This is a genomic window from Alloalcanivorax sp. C16-1, from assembly GCF_046507805.1.
GTDB lineage: Bacteria > Pseudomonadota > Gammaproteobacteria > Pseudomonadales > Alcanivoracaceae > Alloalcanivorax.
Genome location: NZ_JBKFTK010000006.1, coordinates 30705 through 47782 on the forward strand (window position 1 = coordinate 30705; position 17078 = coordinate 47782).

Here is a 17078-nt window from a genome sequence, read left to right on the forward strand (position 1 = left end):
CGATGAAAAAGAACACGCCTCGCGTTTTGGTAGTGGATGACGAAGCGGACCTGCGGGAACTGCTCGTCATCACCTTGGGAAGAATGAAGCTGGATGCCACCGCCGCGGCATCGCTGGACGAAGGCCGGCGTCTGCTCGACGGCGGCGCCTTCGACCTGTGTCTCACCGACATGAATCTGGGCGACGGCACCGGCCTTGAACTGATCCGCCACGCCGCCGCCCGGGCCCCGCGGATGCCGGTGGCGGTGATCACCGCCTACGGCAATATGGAAGTGGCCACCGAGGCCATGAAACTGGGCGCCTACGACTTCATCGCCAAACCGGTGGCCCTGGACCGGCTGCGTCAGTTGATCGAGGACGGCCTGGGCATCAGCCGCGCCGCCGACGACGAGGACGGCGATCACGGAGAAGACGGCCTGATCGGCCAGGGCCCCGCCATGCGCGGCCTGAAGGAGCAGATTCGCAAGTTGGCGCGCAGCCAGGCGCCGATCTACATCAGCGGCGAGTCCGGCAGCGGCAAGGAACGGGTGGCCCGGCTGATCCACGCTTTGGGCCCACGCCGGGAAAAGCCGTTCGTGGCGGTCAACTGCGGCGCCATTCCCTCCGAATTGATGGAAAGCGAGTTCTTCGGCCACCGCAAGGGCAGCTTCACCGGCGCCGTGGAGGACCGCAAGGGCCTGTTCCGCGAGGCCGACGGCGGCACCCTGTTCCTCGACGAAGTGGCCGACCTGCCCCTGCACATGCAGGTGAAACTGCTGCGCGCCATCCAGGAGAAAACCGTGCGTCCGGTGGGCGAATCACGGGAAGTGGCGGTCAACCTGCGCATTCTTTGCGCCACCCACCGGGACCTGGGCGCGGAGATGGCCGCCGGCCGCTTCCGCCAGGATCTTTACTATCGGCTCAATGTGATCGAGGCCCATGTGCCGCCCCTGCGCGAGCGTCCGGAGGACGTGCCCGCCCTGGTGGCCCACGTGCTCAAGCGCCTCGGCGAAGCCTGGGAAACCTCACCGCCGGCGGTCAGCGATGCCGCCATGACGGCCCTCCGTGACTACGACTTCCCGGGGAACGTGCGCGAGCTGGAGAATATTCTGGAGCGCGCCATGACCCTGTGCGAGGACCGGCGCATCGAACCGGAGCACCTGCATCTGCCGGCGGTCGGCGGTGGCGGCGCCGGGGAAAGCGGGCCGGTGGCGGGCCGCCATCCGCAACTACCGCTGGAAGACTACCTGCAGGAAATCGAGAAGCAGGAAATTCTGCGCGCGCTGGACGCCACCCACTGGAATCGCACCGCCGCCGCCAAGAAGCTGGGCATGACGTTCCGCTCCCTGCGCTACCGGCTGAAGAAGCTGGAACTGGATCAGGACGACGAGGCCGACGACGACACGAACGCGTAATCCGCCGGGTCCAGGAAAGGGCTTTCCCCACACATCAGTTGCGCCAGCAGTTCGGCACTGGCCGGCGCCGACACCAGCCCGTTGCGGTGGTGCCCCACCGCCGCGAACACGCCCCGGGTGCCCGGCACCTCGCCCAGCCAGGGCCAGTCCCGCTCGCTGCCCGGACGCACCCCGGCCCAGTGATGGGCCGGCCGGCACTCCGCCAGCATCGGCAGAATCCCCGCCGCCATGGTTTCCAGCGTTCGCCGGCCCGCCGCCGTGGGTGACGTGGAGGCATCATCCTTGCGCAAGGTGGAGCCCGCCAGCACCGCTCCGTCGGCCCGGGGAATCAGATAACCCTGCTCGGTGAGGATGGTCGCCGGCACCTGGCCCGGCGCCAGCCGATACAGCAGCATCTCCCCCTTGGCGGGAAACAGCGGCACCGTCACGCCCAGGGACGCCAGCAGATCCGGGCTCCAGGCGCCGGCGCTGATCAGCACGGTCGACGCCCGCCGCCGCTCGCCGTTGTCCAGCCGCACCTCGCCTCCCTGCTCACCCGGGCGCACCGCCGTGGCCCGCGCCTCGATCCGGGTCACGCCACGATCCCGCAGCCCGGCCCGCAGCGCTTTCAGCATGCGAGGGTTGCGGATGTTACCGATCTCCGGGAACCACAGCCCCTGGCCGGCGCGCCCCTCCGGCAGATGCGCGCTCAGCGGCGCGACCTGGCAGCGCTGCCCATGGGCCTGCGCCCAGGCCAGGCCACGCTCCGCCTCCGCGCCGTCCGCTTCCACCCACAGGCCGCTTTCGCACAGGTCCGACGGGTCCAGCCCGTTGCCGGCCAGCCGCCGCACCAGGTCGCGATAGCGCCGCGGACCGTCCAGGGTGAGCCGGTTCATGGGTTCCGGATAACGCCAGTGATAGAGCGGGGACAGAATGCCACCGCCGGCCCAGGACGCCGGCGGGTGCCGCCGTGGCGCGTCCAGCAGCGTCACCCGGCGCCCCCGGTCCGCCAGCGCCAGGGCGCTGAGCAAGCCGACGATGCCTCCGCCAATAATCAGGACGTCGTCCATCGGGGCATCCGCCGTTAATACATCGACCATAGTGCTGTGTGGTGTTTGGCTGACAGGAAGGGAAGCAACGGTAACACAGGGCAACCGCCGGCGGGCACGTAAACTGAAACCGGATATTGGGCAAACCGCCCTCGCCTTGCGACGGATCAAGAACCGGCAGGATGCCGGCCCGGGCGCGCGGCGAAGCCACAGCCAGGAGGCAACGACATGGAAGTCAAAGGATTCACGCTGGTGGAGTGTCTCACCGCCCTGCTGGTGGCGGCCATTCTGGTCGGCGCCGGCCATTACATGAGCGCGGAGTTGATGCCCGCGCAGCGGGTGGTGGCCGCCAGCAACGGCGTACTGGGGCTGATGCACCGGGCCCGGGCGGAGGCCTTTACCCGCGGACCGCTGCTGCTCTGCGATGGCCACAGCCACTGCGAGCGCTTCGATACCACCGACCGGCTGCTGCTGGCCACCGACCGGGACGACGACGGCCGGGTCACCGAGGGCGACGTGCTGGAGCGGCTGCGCCTGCCCACCGGCACCACCCTGGAATGGCGGCGCTTCCGGGGCGAGGCGCTACGCTATGGCCGCCGTGGCAATCTCTACTACCAGAACGGCCACTTCCTGATCTGCAACCGCCGTCAGGCCCGCCGCATCGTGATGACGGTGATGGGCACCGCCCGCGTCGAACCGGACGACGGCGGTCGCTGCCGGTGACCGGTCAGCGTTTTCCCCAGGCCGGCGAGGTGCCCAGCGTGCAGGTGCTGCCCTTGGTGAAGCAGGTGCGCCCCTCGCTGTCCAGCCTCAGCTGACCGTCACCGCTCTGCGGCCCCTTCGGCGTGGCCACCACGTTGTAGCGCTGGTTGTTATCGGTCACGTTGACGACCACGGTGTAGTAGTCGTTGTTGGCCAGATCCGGCGCCAGACTGCCCAGGGCACCGCCGGCGTCCTTGTAGGAAAAGCGGCGCGCCCGGTAACTCTCCAGGGACGCGGCCAGATCCATCAGCTTGCCCTGGTATTCGGAGCGGCGGGTTTCGCGCACCTGGTTGGTGTACGACGGGTAGGCGATGGCGGCCAGAATCGCCACGATCACCACCACGATCATCAGCTCGATCAGCGTGAAACCCCGGCTGCGTCCTGTGGCCTGTGTCATTGTTCCGTCTCCTGAGCCGGCGGGAAGTATTCGTTGGCGTCGTTTTTCTTCATCGGGTACCAGCGTTGCTTGCGGAACATGGCGTACTGCAGGTCGACGCCACCGGGGCACTCCAGGCCGGTGCAGAACTGGACTTCGCCGTTGCCAGGCCCTTCGTCATCGTCATCGCCGCCGCCGTTGCCTCCCTCAAAAATGGGAATGATGCTGGGCGGAATGGTGGAGGAATCCAGTTCCTCGCCATCCCAGCTACCGCCATCGCCGTCACCACCCGAGACGTCGCCGTCGTTGGTGAACGAGCGCGCCTCGCCGGTGAGCAGATCAGCCCGGTAAGCGTAGGCATTGCCGTAGCGAACCACGCAGGGATCCGCGTCCTGATCCACGTCCGAGGGTTTGTAGGTGGTGAACATGACACTGCCCTGGAAAATGGTCGGTGATGACATGACCTTTTCTCCGGACCGGCGGAACGCCACCCGCCAGCCGTCGCCGGACCCGTCCAGGGTGGGCGGGCTGGTGCCGGCCACATTGGGCAGATCACTGAGCGTGACCACATTGGCGGACTGGTTAGTGCTGCGGAAATTATGGTCGGCGACCAGGAAGAAGCCTTCGTCGGTGTTTTCGTCCAGGGGGTGGGCCCGGTAGCCGGACCCGATGGCCACATAGAGCGTTTCGCTCAGGCCGCTGCGCTGGTAGCCCACCGCCGGCGCCTCGTAGAAGCGACGGTGATCCTGGGCACCGGTGCCGCCCAGGCTGGCGAGCCGCACCACGCCGTCCACCAGATCCGAGTTGCTGTCGCCGGTGTTGTCCAGATTGATGCGGAACAGCTGGCCACCCAGGTCGCCGAAATAGAGGTAGTCAGCCAGCCCGTCCAGGTTCAGGTCCACCACCGCGATGCCACCGGGCACGCCCCACTTCATGTCCGACACCTGGTGGGTGGCGTTGTCCGAGCCTACCGACCACAGCAAGTCCCCGTTCATGGCATCCACCATGTACACCGCATTGCCCAGGTCATCCTTGTTGGCGCGGCTGCCGGCGGTGTCATGGTCATCCGGACTGTAACCGCCACCGAACACCAGCACCGGTTTGATGGTATCGCCCACCTTCACCCGGGTCAGGGTCGGCGTGGACCAGCTCTGCCCGAGCCGGGCGAAGCCACTGTCCGGGTCGGCGGCATCACTGTCGGCCATCCAGCCACCGCGGATGCGCCATTCCAATCTGGGATTATCGATGTCGGAGACGTCCAGGGCGTAGTAATTGCTGCCGCCCCGGCGCATACCACCGTAGATATAGACGTCGTCGGCATCACCGTTGCTCTCGGCGGTGCGGTAGGCCACCCAGCTGCCATCCATTCCGTACAGACTGCGGATATTGTCCTCGCTGAGCGGTGGCGAGCGCACCAGGTCGTAAGCCTGCTTGAGCATCTCGTCCGGCATGAAGGCGAACTTTTCATTGCCGTTGTCGGTGTCGATGGCGTGCAACATGCCGCCATTGGTGGAGACGAACACATAGTTGGTCTGGTCGTCGGCATCGGTGCCGTTGCTGTCCACCTCGTAGTTCACCAGCAGGGGCACGCTGTGCATCGGGTCCCCCCACATCGTCAACAGCGCGGCATAGACCTCTTCCTTGGTGTCGTAGGCGGGCACCGCGCCGTGATCGGGAATGCCGAAATCGCTTTCGTCCATTTCCTCGAGGCGCTCCTCGTCCAGGGTGTAGGAGCCGTTGCCGTTGACGTTGCCGATCACCAGCTTGCGACCGGAAAGCTCCGCCCGGGCACCGCCCTTGCGCACATCCGGGCCGTCCGGCTCACCGTCGGTCCAGTAGCTCTTCGAGGTCTCACGGAAATAGCCCGTGTCCCCATCCACCGCCCGGTTGCCGTTGGCGTCCACCACCTTGCCGTCTTCCAGCCGATAACGCTTCAGGTTGCCGGGCCAGACCGAGGTCTTCTCCGGTTTGAACATGGCGTAGTAAAGCTGGTCCAGATGCTCCAGGCGATTGTTCTGATTCACCGATACGCCGGGCGAGGTGATGGTCTGGGAGTCCTCGGCGATCAGGTTGAGAATGTCGTTGAACTCGGCGGCCAGTTCGTCGGCGTTGTCCGCCAGCCGCACGGTGTCGGTGCCGCCGTTACTGGCCACATCGTTCATGTTGGTGACCTGGCTGGAGTTGGCGCCCACGCCGAACGCCACCTGCCAGGTGCGCACCGACCGGCCCTTGCTGTTGCGATCATCGTCCATCAGCCAGCGGGCCAGATCCGCCTGGCAGGAATAGGAGCCGTTGCACCAGCCACCGGCCAGGTTGCGCACGCTGGAGTAATCCGAATCCTGGGTGGGGTCACCGTCGGTCATCACGATGATGTGATTGGTCTCGCACTGGTTGTCCATGTTCATGGGCGAGCTGTACTGCGAGGCGGTGTAACACTGGTTGCCGTAACAGGTGATGTTCACGGAGCGGCGCGGATCGTTCTGTACGGCTTCGCCGCGCTTGGCGTAATCGGACGGGGAAAGTCCCATCATGTAGCGGGCCATTTCCGAATAGGCTTCCATGGTGGGCGTGTTGGAGGTGCCCTGCAGGCCGTTCACCAGGTTCTTCACCTCCTGGCGCGCGTTGTCGTCCATATCGCTGACCGGGTAGAACACATAGCCGCCATAGCCATTGCTGTCGTAGCCGCCGTTGAATTTGCCGACACCGATGCGCACGCCGTCGCTGAGGCCGTCCACCACCTGGGTAAACGCCTGCTTGAGCTGGTACATCTTGGTGTCCGACCGGGAGCAGTCGCGGCTGCCTCGGGGCCGGTCACACATACTCCCGGAGGTATCGATCAGGAACAGCACATTGGCGGTCTGTTCGTTGGCCTCGTTACTGGCGTCGGCCTGGGCGAAATAGATCTCCGTGTCGTCCGCGTAGAGGCAGGTGGGCGCCATCAGGACCGCGCCGAGCAAACACAAGAAGACAACGATTCTGTTCATGCTCCCCCCGATCATTCCTGACCAATATTGTTGAAGTCCGAGGACGCCACCATGCCGCGCTTGAGTGCCTGCTGAAGATGGTGGTCATCCACCTCGAACTGTTCGATTTCCGAGTCGCCCATGATTTCAAAGGTGTAGTCGACGATCATGCTGCCGGAGCCGGTCATGCTGACCTGCCCGCCGGATACCGGCTGCATGCCTTTTTGCCGGGTGCGGGATCCGGCCTGAACCAGGCCACGGGAATCCATGCGGTCGGTATTCTGGCAAGCCGCGAGGCTGACCCCGGACGCGGTCAGGCAACGCTGCATCACCTGGCCATTCAAAAACGGCTGCAACTCCGCGCTGCTCATGGTGTAGAGATAGCCGTAGGCCTCCTCCACCGCGGACTCCGCGCCCTCGAAGGACATGGCGTCCACCTGGGTGCCGGTGGAAATCTTGGAACTGAACATGCTGGTTTTCATGGCGGTGATGCCCATCAAGGACACGATCACCAGGATCATCAGCGCCACCAGCAGCGCCACACCGCGCTGGCGGCCGGCGGTATCCAGGTATTTCATATCTCATTCCAGCGGTAGTTGCGGATCGCCACGGTGGTCTGGAACTGGCGGCGCAGCGTGCGCCCGGCCTCCACCGTTTCCTCATGGTCGAGCAGGTAGAAGGTCTGTTCCTGCTCGGTGCCGTCCATGCTGTTCAGGGGTTTTTCCAGCAGCATCGCCACCTTCACCGCCACCACCGGCGAGGTACCGATGTCGTCGGCGGTGACGTAACGGGCGGGAAAAGCCACGCCGTCCACCGTCTGGTCGATGCCGTAGAGCACCTGAAAGCTGCGCACGCCCTGCAGCAGGATCACGTCGTCCGCGGCCAGATTCCCCCGGCATTTCAGGTTGCCGTCGTCGTCCACCCAGTAGCTGTTGATGATCTCGGTGAGCGACGCCGGCGTCAGGGTCTTGCCGGTGCAATCCGCCTCACCGTGGTAGCTGAGGGTCAACCGGTCGCTGTCGGCACCGCCTTCCGCCGCCACCGGCATATTGTCGAAGGGGCTGGTGACGATGCCGGCCAGTTCGGTGGCCGCCACCTGATCGCTCATATAGCCGGTCAGCTTCAGGTCCTGGCTGATAAAGCGCATGGCCAGCTGACCCTGTTCCTGGGCCTCGCTCATGGCCTGCTGCAAGGCGAAGGTGCGCTGGTTGGTGGAAAACAGGGACACGGCGGCGGCGGTGATCAGCAGGCCGAGCACCATGGCCACCATCAACTCGATCAGGCTGAAGCCGTGCATTCCTTGGCGTTTCACGCACCGGTTCATCGCGCCACCTCCATCACCACGCACTGGCTGCCTTCATCGGCGTTGATCTGGCCGTTGCGTACGCACTCGCCGATGTCCTGCTCGCGCCAGGCCACCACCACGCATTGGGTGGGGCCGGAGGCCGCGCCGCAGGGCTGCATGCGGATACGACCGGCGGGCAGCAGCACCCCGGCCTGCCATTCCAGCTGTTCGATGTCCCAGGCCGCCATGTCGTCGCTGTCACAGGCACTGTCGAAACAGTCCGAAGGCGGCGCGTCGCCGAAGGCGGCGGTGTCGCCGCTCCACTGGTCCGGGTCCATGTAGGTGTCGCGGGCGGCGCCGTTGGCCAGCACCCGCTCCAGGGCGTCGCGGGCCAGGGCGGTGGCCTGGGAACGGGTCTGGGCGGTTTCCGCGCCCTTCAGGGCGCTCAGTTGCAGCCCCGCGTAGCCGAGCACGCCGATGGCGAGCACCAGCAGGGCGACCAGAATTTCCACCATGCCCACCCCGGTCTGGTATCGCTTACCCCTGTCCATTCCCCCTGGACCTCCTTGCTTACCCACAGGTGATCACCGCGTTGTCGATCACGCCGAAGCGGCCGACCCGGATGCGCCGGCCGCTTTCCCCGCTGCGGTCGTCACAGACCTGGAATTCCACGTCCGCGGCGATCAGGCCGGAGGGCAGGAATTCGATCTCATCGTCCGCCGAGGTCACGGTGACGGTGCCGGCGGGCAGGAATCGCTGATCGCCTTCGGTGTCGTCGCCGTCGTAAAAGACTTCCCAGCCGTCGTTCCAGGAACTGCCCAGATGACGCAGCACCACCGGCTTGCGCCGGTTCACGGCCTGGGCCCGGGCGGTGTTGATGGCGGTGATCAGATCGGCGGTGCTGGATCGCAGGGCGTTGTTGGCGGTGACCGACTGAAACGACGGCACCGCGATGGCCAGCAGCACCGCCGCCAGACCGATCGCCAGCATCAGTTCGATGATGGTGAAGCCTTGCTCTTTACGTCCCTTGCGTGCGTCGATCACCCCGGCACTCCGTTCCCAGATTACGGTGATCACACTGTATCAATTGTAAAACCGCGGGCAACGGGACTTGGACGAGCGGTGCGTTCACCGCCCCGAGCGGCTCAAACGGTGAGCAAGAGGTGACCCAGTTCATGGTTTGGGGCGAGTTTCCCGGAGGCTGGGACGCTCCGGGCGCTCAGCCCCGCAGGGCGCGGGGCATGGAAAAGCGGATGTTTTCCTCACGGCCGGGGATCTCGTGGGCGTCCTGGCCGCCCAGGTCACGCAGACGGGCCACCACCTGGTGGACCAGTTCTTCCGGGGCGCTGGCCCCGGCGGTCACGCCGACGGACCCTTTGCCGTCCAGCCAGGCGGGATCGATCATGGTGGGATCGTCCAGCAGATGGGCCTGGGTGCCACAGCGCTCGGCCAGTTCACGCAGGCGGTTGGAGTTGGAGCTGTTCACCGAGCCCACCACCAGCACCAGGTCGCATTCCAGCGCCAGCTGACGCACCGCGTCCTGCCGGTTGGTGGTGGCGTAGCAGATGTCCTCGCGCTTGGGCCCGAGAATATTGGGAAAACGGGCGCGCAGGGCGTCGATGATGCGGGCGGTGTCGTCCACGCTGAGGGTGGTCTGGGTAACGAACGCCAGATTGTCCGGGTCGGTCACGACCAGGTCGGCCACGTCCTTTTCGTCCTCGACCAGGTACATGCGACCGCCCCGGGAGGTGTCGTACTGGCCCATGGTGCCCTCCACCTCCGGATGGCCTTCGTGGCCGATGAGGATCGCTTCCCGGCCCTCGCGGGCATAGCGGATCACTTCCATGTGCACCTTGGTGACCAGCGGGCAGGTGGCGTCGAACACCCGCAGGCCACGGCGCTCCGCCTCGTCCTGCACCGCCTTGGAAACACCATGGGCACTGAAGATCACGATGGCGTCGTCGGGCACTTCGTGGAGTTCCTCCACGAACACCGCGCCGCGCTCACGCAGGCCGTCCACCACATAGCGGTTGTGCACCACTTCGTGACGCACATGCACCGGCGGCCCGAACACGTCCAGGGCGCGGTTGACGATTTCGATGGCACGGTCCACGCCGGCGCAGAAGCCGCGGGGATTGGCGAGACGGATTTCCATAGGAACGGCCTGATTGAGAGACGTTTAGCGCTTGCCGGACAGGCGGCGACGTCCATTGTCTCCGATCCGCTGGCGGGAAGCCAAGCGGCGCGACTATGAACTGAATTTCACCGCCTGTTCGGGGGCGTCGTGCTCGACCGCCACGATTTCCACCTGAAAGGTGAGTTCGCGGCCGGCCAGGGGATGATTGAAGTCCACCGTCACCCAGTCCTGATCCAGGCCGGTGACCACGCCGGGCAGCTCGGCGCCGGCGGCGTCGGCGAAGTTCATCACCGTGCCCGGCTCAAGCTCCTCGGCGGCGAAGGTGGCCCGCTTGAAGTGCTGCACGTTCTGCTCGTTGTACTCACCGAACCCGGACTCGGCGTCGATAAAGACACTGCGTTTGTCACCGGCACGCAGGCCCAGGATGGCCTTTTCGAAGCCTGGCAGCAGTGAACCATCGCCCCAGGCGAAGGTGGCCGGGTTGCCGTCGAAGGTGCTGTCCAGCTCGGTGCCGTCCATCAGACGCACCGCGAAATGCAGCGTGACACGGGTTTGCGGGCCGACCCGCAGGTCGTCAGTCATGGGCGCGACGCCCTCCCAGCAGCATGTCGAGAATGATCAGTATGGCCCCCAAGGTGATGGCGCTGTCGGCGATATTAAAGGCCGGGAAGTGATAATTTCCCCAATAGAAATCGAGAAAATCCACCACATGGCCGAGCACCACCCGGTCGTAGAGGTTGCCCAGGGCGCCACCGAGAATCAGCGCCAGGGCCGCGCCCTGCATGCGCTCGGTGCGGAGTTTGCGCAGCCAGCCCAGGATCAGCACCGCGGCGATCAGGGCCACCACCGCGAAGAACCAGCGCTGCCAGCCGCCGGCACCGGCCAGAAAACTGAACGCGGCGCCGGTGTTGTAGGCCAGGGTCAGATTGAACACCGGCAGGATCTCCAGGCGCTCGTACAGCTCGAAGCGGGCCACGATCCAATGCTTGGTGAGCTGATCCAGCGCGATCACCAGTACCGTCAGCCACAGCCAGTTCAACTGGCCGGGCAGGCCCCGGGCGGCCGCCACGGCGGAGCCGGCTCCCTGGGTGTCACGCGCCCCTTGGGTGTCACGCCCCCCTTGGGTGTCACGCCCCGCCTGGGTGTCACGCATAGTCGCGCTCCTCGCCCGGGCCTTCCACGTTGGTCACGCAGCGGCCGCAGATCTCCGGGTGCGCCGGATCCACGCCCACGTCCTCGCGATGGTGCCAGCAACGGGCGCATTTGGTGTACGGCGACGGCGCCACCTGGACCTTGAGCCCGGCCACCGCGCTGTCCTCCAGGTCCGCCGGCGCTTCGCCGAGCGGCGCCAGGGTGGCGGTGGAGGTGATGGTGACAAAACGCAGCTCGTCGCCGAGCCGGGCCAGCAGGTCCCGCAGCCCGTCGTCCACATACAGGGTAGCGTCGGCGGCCAGATTGGCGCGCAGTTCCTTGCGGTTGCGCGCCTCTTCGATGGCCTTGTTGACCGCCTGCTTGACCGCCTGTACCCGCTCCCAGAACGCCAGATCCATGTCCGCGTCCGCCGGCAGGGCGAACAGGCCGTCGAACCAGGTGGTCAGGAACACGGAGTCGGCCTTGTCGCCAGGCAGATGCTCGTGGATCTCCTCGGCGGTGAAGCTGAGGATCGGCGCCATCCAGCGCACCAGCGCCTGGGCGATGAGATACAGGGCGGTCTGGCAGGAACGGCGCGCCACCGAGTCCTCGCGGGTGGTGTACTGGCGGTCCTTGATGATGTCCAGGTAGAAGCCGCCCAGCTCGTTGGCGCAGAAATTGTGCAGCCGCTGGTAGACCTGGTGGAACTGGTAACCGTTGTACAGCTCACGCAGCTCGTCCTGGAGTTGGGCGGCGCGGGCCACGGCCCAGCGGTCCAGCGCCAGCATGTTGTCCGGCGCCAGCGCGTTGGCCGCCGGGTCGAAGCCGTTCAGGTTGGACAGCAGAAAACGGGCGGTATTGCGGATCCGCCGGTAGCTGTCCGCCACCTGCTTGAAGATGTTCTTGGACACGGTCATTTCGCCACGGTAGTCCGTGGAGGCGATCCACAGGCGCAGGATGTCGGCGCCCAGCTCGTTCCACACTTCCTGCGGAGCGATCACGTTGCCCAGGGACTTGGACATCTTGCGACCCTGCTCGTCCACCGTGAAGCCGTGGGTGAGCACGCCCTTGTAGGGGGCCGCGTCGCGGATCGCGGTGCCGGTGAGCAGCGACGACTGGAACCAGCCCCGGTGCTGGTCGGAGCCTTCCAGGTAAAGGTCCGCCGGCACGGTCAGCTCCGGGCGCTGCTCCAGCACCGAGAAATGGGTGGTGCCGGAGTCGAACCACACGTCCAGCACATCGGTGACCTTGCTGTAGCGCTCGGCGTCGTCGCCCAGCAGCGCCACCGGGTCGAGCTGGAACCAAGCCTCGATGCCTTCCTTCTCCACCCGCTTCGCCACTTCCTCGATCAGGCGCGGGGTGTCCGGGTGCGGCTCGGAGGTGGCCTTGTCCACGAACAGGGCGATCGGCACGCCCCAGGTGCGCTGCCGCGAGATACACCAGTCCGGCCGGTCGCGCAGCATGCCTTCCATGCGGGCCTGGCCCCAGTCCGGGGTCCAGGTGACCTTTTTCACTTCCTCGCGGGCGCGGGCCAGCAGGCCGCTTTCGCCCAGGCCGATGAACCACTGGGCGGTGGCGCGGAAGATGATCGGTGTCTTGTGCCGCCAGCAATGCGGGTAGCTGTGGGTGATGCTCTGCTTGGCGATCAGCACGTCGTGTTCCTTGAGCGCCTCGATCACCGGGCCGTTGGCCTTGTTCACGTGCAGGCCGCCGACCACCGGCAGGTCCTCGCGGAACACGCCGTTGTCCTGCACCGGGCTGTCCACTTCCAGGCCGTAGCGCTTGCCCACGGCGAAGTCATCCTCACCGTGGCCCGGCGCGGTGTGCACGCAGCCGGTGCCGGCGTCCACGGTGACGTGCTCGCCCAGCACCACCGGCACCACGCGGTCCAGGAACGGATGGTTCAGGGACAGGTTTTCCAGCACCTGGCCCTGGAACGGCGACGAACGGTCCACGTTCTCCAGGCGGTAGCGCTCGATCACCGTGTCCGCCAGCGCCTCGGCCACCACCAGCTCCCGGGCGCGGCCGTCCTGTTCGCCGCTGAGCAGCACGTAGTCCACCTCCGGGTGCACCGCCACCGCCTGGTTGGCGGGCAGGGTCCAGGGGGTGGTGGTCCAGATCACCAGCGCCGGGGCGCTGGCGGTGACGCCGGTGCGGGCGGCGAAGTCCGCCGGGTCCACGGCGGCGAAGGCCACGTCGATGGCCGGCGATTTCTTGTCCTGGTATTCCACTTCCGCTTCCGCCAGGGCGGAGGCGCAGTCCAGGCACCAGTGCACCGGCTTGAAGCCTTTGGTCAGCAGGCCCTTGTCCACGATCTTGCCGAGCGCGCGGATGATGTTCGCCTCGGTGTCGAAGTTCATGGTCAGGTAGGGGTTGTCCCAATCGCCGAACACGCCCAGGCGGATGAAATCCTGCTTCTGCCCTTCCAGCTGCTCGGCGGCGTAGGCCCGGCACTCCTCCCGGAAGGTGCGCGCGTCCACCTTGTGGCCGGCCTTGCCCACCTTCTGCTCCACCTTGTGCTCGATGGGCAGGCCGTGGCAGTCCCAGCCCGGCACGTAGGGCGCGTCGAAGCCTTCAAAGCCGCGCGCCTTGACGATCATGTCCTTGAGCACCTTGTTGATGGAGTGGCCGATATGAATCGAGCCATTGGCGTAGGGCGGGCCGTCGTGAAGCACGAACTTGGGACGCCCGGCGGCGGTCTCGCGAATCTTCCGGTACAGATCCTGCTGGCGCCATTGCGCCAGCCGCTCCGGTTCACGGGTGGCCAGACCGGCTTTCATGGGAAAGTCGGTGTGGGGAAGATTCAGCGTCGCCTTGTAGTCCGTCATAGTCCGTCGTCTTGTGCAAAAAAGGCTTTTACCTGCTCCAGGTCCCGCCGCATGGCGGCCTTGAGATGGTCCAGGCTGTCAAAGTTCGTTTCCGGGCGCACGAAATGGTGGAAATCCACGCTCAGGTGGTCGTCGTACAGGTCGCCGCTGTAGTCCAGCAGATGCACTTCCAGGCGGTTCTCACGGCCGTTCACCGCCGGCCGCGTGCCCAGATTGGCGGCGCCGGGGTGGTGGGCCAGGCCAGCGCCGCTGACGCGCACCGCGAACACCCCCTGCAGCGGCGACACCGGCCGTTTCAGGGCCAGGTTCACGGTCGGCATATCCAGGGTGCGGCCGATCTTGTCGCCGTGGCGCACCCGCCCGCTGATACGGTACGGACGGCCCAGTAGCCGCTCCGCCAGCACGAAGTCACCGGCCTCCAGGGCGGCGCGCACCCGGGTGCTGGAGACCCGCTCGCCGTCCACCTGACAGGTGGGGGTGTCGGTGACCGCGAACCCGAAGCGCTCGCCGGCCCGGGTCAGGTACTCGAAATCGCCGTCCCGGCCGCAACCGAAACGGAAGTCGTCACCCACCACCAGATAATCGATGCCCAGCCCGGCCACCAGCAGATCGCGCACGAACGCCTCGGCGGTGAGGCTGCGAAAGCCCTCGGTGAACCGGGCACAGAGTACCTGATCGACGCCCTGATCGCGCAGCGCGATCAGCTTGTCGCGCAGGCTCATCAAACGCGCCGGGGCCTGTTCGGGGGCGAAGAACTCCTGGGGCTGGGGTTCGAACAGCATCACCGTGGCCAGTTTGTCGCGGGCACGGGCCTCTTCGATCACCTGCGCCAGGATGCGCTGATGCCCCAGGTGCACGCCATCAAAATTGCCGATGGTGGCCACGCAGCCCCGGTGCGCCGGCCTCAGATTGTGAATGCCGCGAATCAGTCGCATTCCGCCCTCATTGCCTTCCCGGCCGCGTGGTGGCCGCCGGTCCGGGAGAAAAGAGGGCCGATTATAGAAATCATCGGCGCAGGTGGCGAGGTCTGAGGCCAAGAATCAGCAGGACCAGCAGATAAATCACCATGCCGGCCACCACGATCAGGCCCAGCCAGAGTATCCGTTCGGTCAAGGGCCCCTGCAGCCAGACACCGGCGAACCGGGCCAGAAAATAAATCGACCCGGCCATGGCGGCGCCGGCCAGCAGCAGCCGCAGCCAGTGGCGCCCCCAGCCCTGCAGCGGCTGGAACACCCCGCCCCGGCGCAGCCCCAGGTACAACAAGCCGGCGTTGAGCCAGGCCGACAGCGAGGTGGCCAGGGCCAGGCCGGCGTGCTGCAGCGGCCACACCAGAATCAGGTTGAGCACCATATTGGCGACCATGGCGATGACGCCGATCTTCACCGGCGTTTTGGTGTCCTGGCGGGCGAAATAGCCCGGCGCCAGCACTTTGATCAACATGAACGCCACCAACCCGGCGCTGTAGGCGCGCAGCGATTCCGCCGAGCGCAGTACATCGTTGGCGGTGAACTCGCCGTGCCGGAACAGAGTGGCCAGCAGCGGCTCGGCGATCACCGCCAGGGCCAGGGCCGCGGGCACCCCGATCAGCAGCACCAGGCGCAGGGCCCAGTCCAGGGTGCGCCGGAACGCCTGCGGGTCGTCGCCGGCGTGCTTGCCGGACAGGCTCGGCAGAATCACCGTGCCGATGGCGATGGCGAACACCCCCAGCGGCAGTTCCGTCAGCCGGTCGGAGTAATACAGCCAGGTCACCGAGCCGGTCTGCAGCAACGAGGCGAGCACCGTGTCCAGCAACAGATTGATCTGGCTCACCGACACGCCGAACAGGGCCGGCGCCATCAGCCGCAGAATGCGACGCACCCCCGGGTCGCGCCAGGCCATGCGCGGCACCGGCATCAGGCTCAGGCGGGCGAGAAACGGCAGTTGGAACAACAACTGGACGATACCGGCGATCAGCACCCCCCAGGCCAGGGCCACCGCCATGCGCCCCTCGGCGAAGTGCGGCGCCAGGTAGAGCGCGCTGCCGATCAGGCTCAGGTTGAGCAGCACCGGCGTGAACGCCGGCACCGCGAAGCGGTTCCAGGTATTGAGAATGGAACCGGCAAAGGCGGTCAGGGCGATAAAAAACAGATAGGGGAAGGTCAGCCGCAGCATCTCCACCGCCAGCGCCCTTTTATGGGGGTCGTCGCCGAACCCGGGGGCGAACACCCAGATCAGCAGCGGCGCGCCCAGCACCCCCAGCAGGGTGACCAGCGCCAGGGTACCGCCCAGGGTACCGGCGACCCGGTCGATCAGTTGCCGGGTGGCGGCCAGGCTGCCCTCGTCCCGGGCCCGGGTGCGGTATTCGCTGAGCACCGGCACGAACGCCTGGTTGAAGGCCCCTTCGGCGAACAGGCGGCGCAGAAAGTTGGGAATGCGGAAGGCCACGAAGAAGGCATCGGTGCCGGCGGACGCGCCCAGCAGACGGGCCAGCACCACGTCACGGACCAGCCCCAGCACCCGCGAGAGCAGCGTCATGGCACTGACCACCAGGGTGGAGGCCAGCAAACCGCCTTTTTTACCTTTCGTCGCCTGCTCGTCCATTCCCGGGTCTCCGTGAAACCGGCCAAGGGTACCCAAAGCGCCGACCGCCCGCCAGAAGCAGCGGCCATGGCGGGCCAATCAGGTCAGGCGCCACGCTGACCCGGCCGGACACCGGCTTAATCAGCGGTTTATTATTGACTTCTCAGGTACGGATCGGCATCATTGCGCACCTTCAAACCGGCCCACGGGCTTCGTGCGTCCCGGTTTCACCGAATCAAGCAGATTGATACGGCCTTTTTCGGGGCCGGTCAGAGACAAGACAGGAGCAGGACCTTGGCTAACTCACCGCAAGCACGCAAACGCGCGCGTCAGGCGGAAACGCGTCGTCAGCACAACGCCGCGATGCGTTCCATGGTGCGTACGTACCTCAAGAAGGTGAACGCGGCCATTGCGTCCGGCGACCAAGGCGCCGCCCAGGAAGCGTTCCAGAAGGCGACCTCGGTGCTGGACAAGGCCACCCGCAAGGGCAAGTTTCACCCGAACAAGGCCGCGCGCCACAAGAGCCGCCTGAACGCCAAGATCAAGGCCATGGCGGCCTGATCCAGCGCACGCGCTCAAAAAAACCGGCCTCTGGCCGGTTTTTTTATGTCTGAC

At 66.2% G+C, this 17078-nt stretch carries 16 protein-coding genes; 3 read left to right on the forward strand and 13 right to left on the reverse strand.

Features of this window, described 5'->3' with window-relative positions:
- Positions 1 to 2 precede the first annotated feature (2 nt).
- On the forward strand, positions 3 to 1394 hold the full coding sequence (locus ACLD0W_RS16290) for a sigma-54-dependent transcriptional regulator (RefSeq protein WP_410308535.1): 1392 nt from the start codon (positions 3 to 5) through the stop codon (positions 1392 to 1394).
- On the opposite strand, the gene ACLD0W_RS16295 is transcribed toward ACLD0W_RS16290, so the two are convergent.
- Positions 1358 to 2443, reverse strand: coding sequence for an NAD(P)/FAD-dependent oxidoreductase (locus ACLD0W_RS16295; RefSeq protein ID WP_410308536.1), 1086 nt, complete (start codon positions 2441 to 2443; stop codon positions 1358 to 1360). The genes ACLD0W_RS16290 and ACLD0W_RS16295 overlap by 37 nt on opposite strands.
- A 207-nt stretch (positions 2444 to 2650) precedes the next feature.
- Here ACLD0W_RS16295 and ACLD0W_RS16300 point away from each other — a divergent pair, with 207 nt between their 5' ends.
- The gene (locus tag ACLD0W_RS16300) at positions 2651 to 3145 is read left to right on the forward strand and encodes a GspH/FimT family pseudopilin (RefSeq protein ID WP_410308537.1); all 495 of its coding nucleotides are present in this window, start codon (positions 2651 to 2653) and stop codon (positions 3143 to 3145) included.
- Between the two features lie 4 nt (positions 3146 to 3149).
- Here the strand turns inward: ACLD0W_RS16300 and ACLD0W_RS16305 are convergent, their stop codons facing one another.
- The 12 genes from ACLD0W_RS16305 to murJ all read right to left on the reverse strand — a co-directional run bounded on the left by ACLD0W_RS16305 (position 3150) and on the right by murJ (position 16484).
- A complete protein-coding gene (locus ACLD0W_RS16305) occupies positions 3150 to 3581 on the reverse strand; it encodes a type IV pilin protein (protein WP_410308538.1) in 432 nt (143 codons plus the stop codon).
- Positions 3578 to 6544, reverse strand: a complete 2967-nt coding sequence (locus ACLD0W_RS16310; RefSeq protein ID WP_410308539.1) for a pilus assembly protein — start codon at positions 6542 to 6544, stop codon at positions 3578 to 3580. Before ACLD0W_RS16310 ends, ACLD0W_RS16305 begins: the two co-directional genes overlap by 4 nt.
- 11 nt (positions 6545 to 6555) lie before the next feature.
- Positions 6556 to 7101 carry a PilX N-terminal domain-containing pilus assembly protein gene (locus ACLD0W_RS16315; RefSeq protein WP_410308540.1) on the reverse strand — a complete coding sequence of 182 codons (546 nt, stop codon included), beginning with the start codon at positions 7099 to 7101 and terminating at the stop codon, positions 6556 to 6558.
- Complete coding sequence (locus ACLD0W_RS16320; protein ID WP_410308541.1) at positions 7098 to 7835, reverse strand: PilW family protein; 738 nt, start codon at positions 7833 to 7835, stop codon at positions 7098 to 7100. The genes ACLD0W_RS16315 and ACLD0W_RS16320 overlap by 4 nt, the downstream gene beginning before the upstream one ends.
- 8 nt (positions 7836 to 7843) lie before the next feature.
- On the reverse strand, positions 7844 to 8359 hold the full coding sequence (gene pilV / locus ACLD0W_RS16325; RefSeq protein ID WP_410308542.1) for a type IV pilus modification protein PilV: 516 nt from the start codon (positions 8357 to 8359) through the stop codon (positions 7844 to 7846).
- Positions 8360 to 8378: 19 nt separating this feature from the next.
- Entirely contained in the window at positions 8379 to 8852 is a 474-nt protein-coding gene (locus tag ACLD0W_RS16330; protein ID WP_410308543.1) for a GspH/FimT family pseudopilin, read from the reverse strand.
- A 175-nt stretch (positions 8853 to 9027) separates the two neighbouring features.
- Positions 9028 to 9963: a 4-hydroxy-3-methylbut-2-enyl diphosphate reductase gene (gene ispH, locus ACLD0W_RS16335; RefSeq protein ID WP_410308544.1), complete on the reverse strand. Its 936-nt coding sequence runs from the start codon at positions 9961 to 9963 to the stop codon at positions 9028 to 9030.
- 93 nt (positions 9964 to 10056) lie between these two features.
- Positions 10057 to 10527, reverse strand: a complete 471-nt coding sequence (locus ACLD0W_RS16340; RefSeq protein WP_410308545.1) for a peptidylprolyl isomerase — start codon at positions 10525 to 10527, stop codon at positions 10057 to 10059.
- Positions 10520 to 11098 (reverse strand): signal peptidase II, encoded by a 579-nt coding sequence (gene lspA / locus ACLD0W_RS16345; protein WP_410308546.1) that lies wholly within the window; start codon positions 11096 to 11098, stop codon positions 10520 to 10522. The genes ACLD0W_RS16340 and lspA overlap by 8 nt, the downstream gene beginning before the upstream one ends.
- Positions 11091 to 13904, reverse strand: coding sequence for an isoleucine--tRNA ligase (gene ileS, locus ACLD0W_RS16350; protein ID WP_410308547.1), 2814 nt, complete (start codon positions 13902 to 13904; stop codon positions 11091 to 11093). Before ileS ends, lspA begins: the two co-directional genes overlap by 8 nt.
- The gene (ribF, locus tag ACLD0W_RS16355; protein ID WP_410308548.1) at positions 13901 to 14839 is read right to left on the reverse strand and encodes a bifunctional riboflavin kinase/FAD synthetase; all 939 of its coding nucleotides are present in this window, start codon (positions 14837 to 14839) and stop codon (positions 13901 to 13903) included. Before ribF ends, ileS begins: the two co-directional genes overlap by 4 nt.
- 70 nt (positions 14840 to 14909) lie before the next feature.
- On the reverse strand, positions 14910 to 16484 hold the full coding sequence (murJ, locus tag ACLD0W_RS16360; RefSeq protein WP_410308549.1) for a murein biosynthesis integral membrane protein MurJ: 1575 nt from the start codon (positions 16482 to 16484) through the stop codon (positions 14910 to 14912).
- A 273-nt stretch (positions 16485 to 16757) separates the two neighbouring features.
- Here murJ and rpsT point away from each other — a divergent pair, with 273 nt between their 5' ends.
- Positions 16758 to 17024, forward strand: coding sequence for a 30S ribosomal protein S20 (gene rpsT, locus ACLD0W_RS16365; protein ID WP_138770834.1), 267 nt, complete (start codon positions 16758 to 16760; stop codon positions 17022 to 17024).
- Positions 17025 to 17078 lie beyond the last annotated feature (54 nt).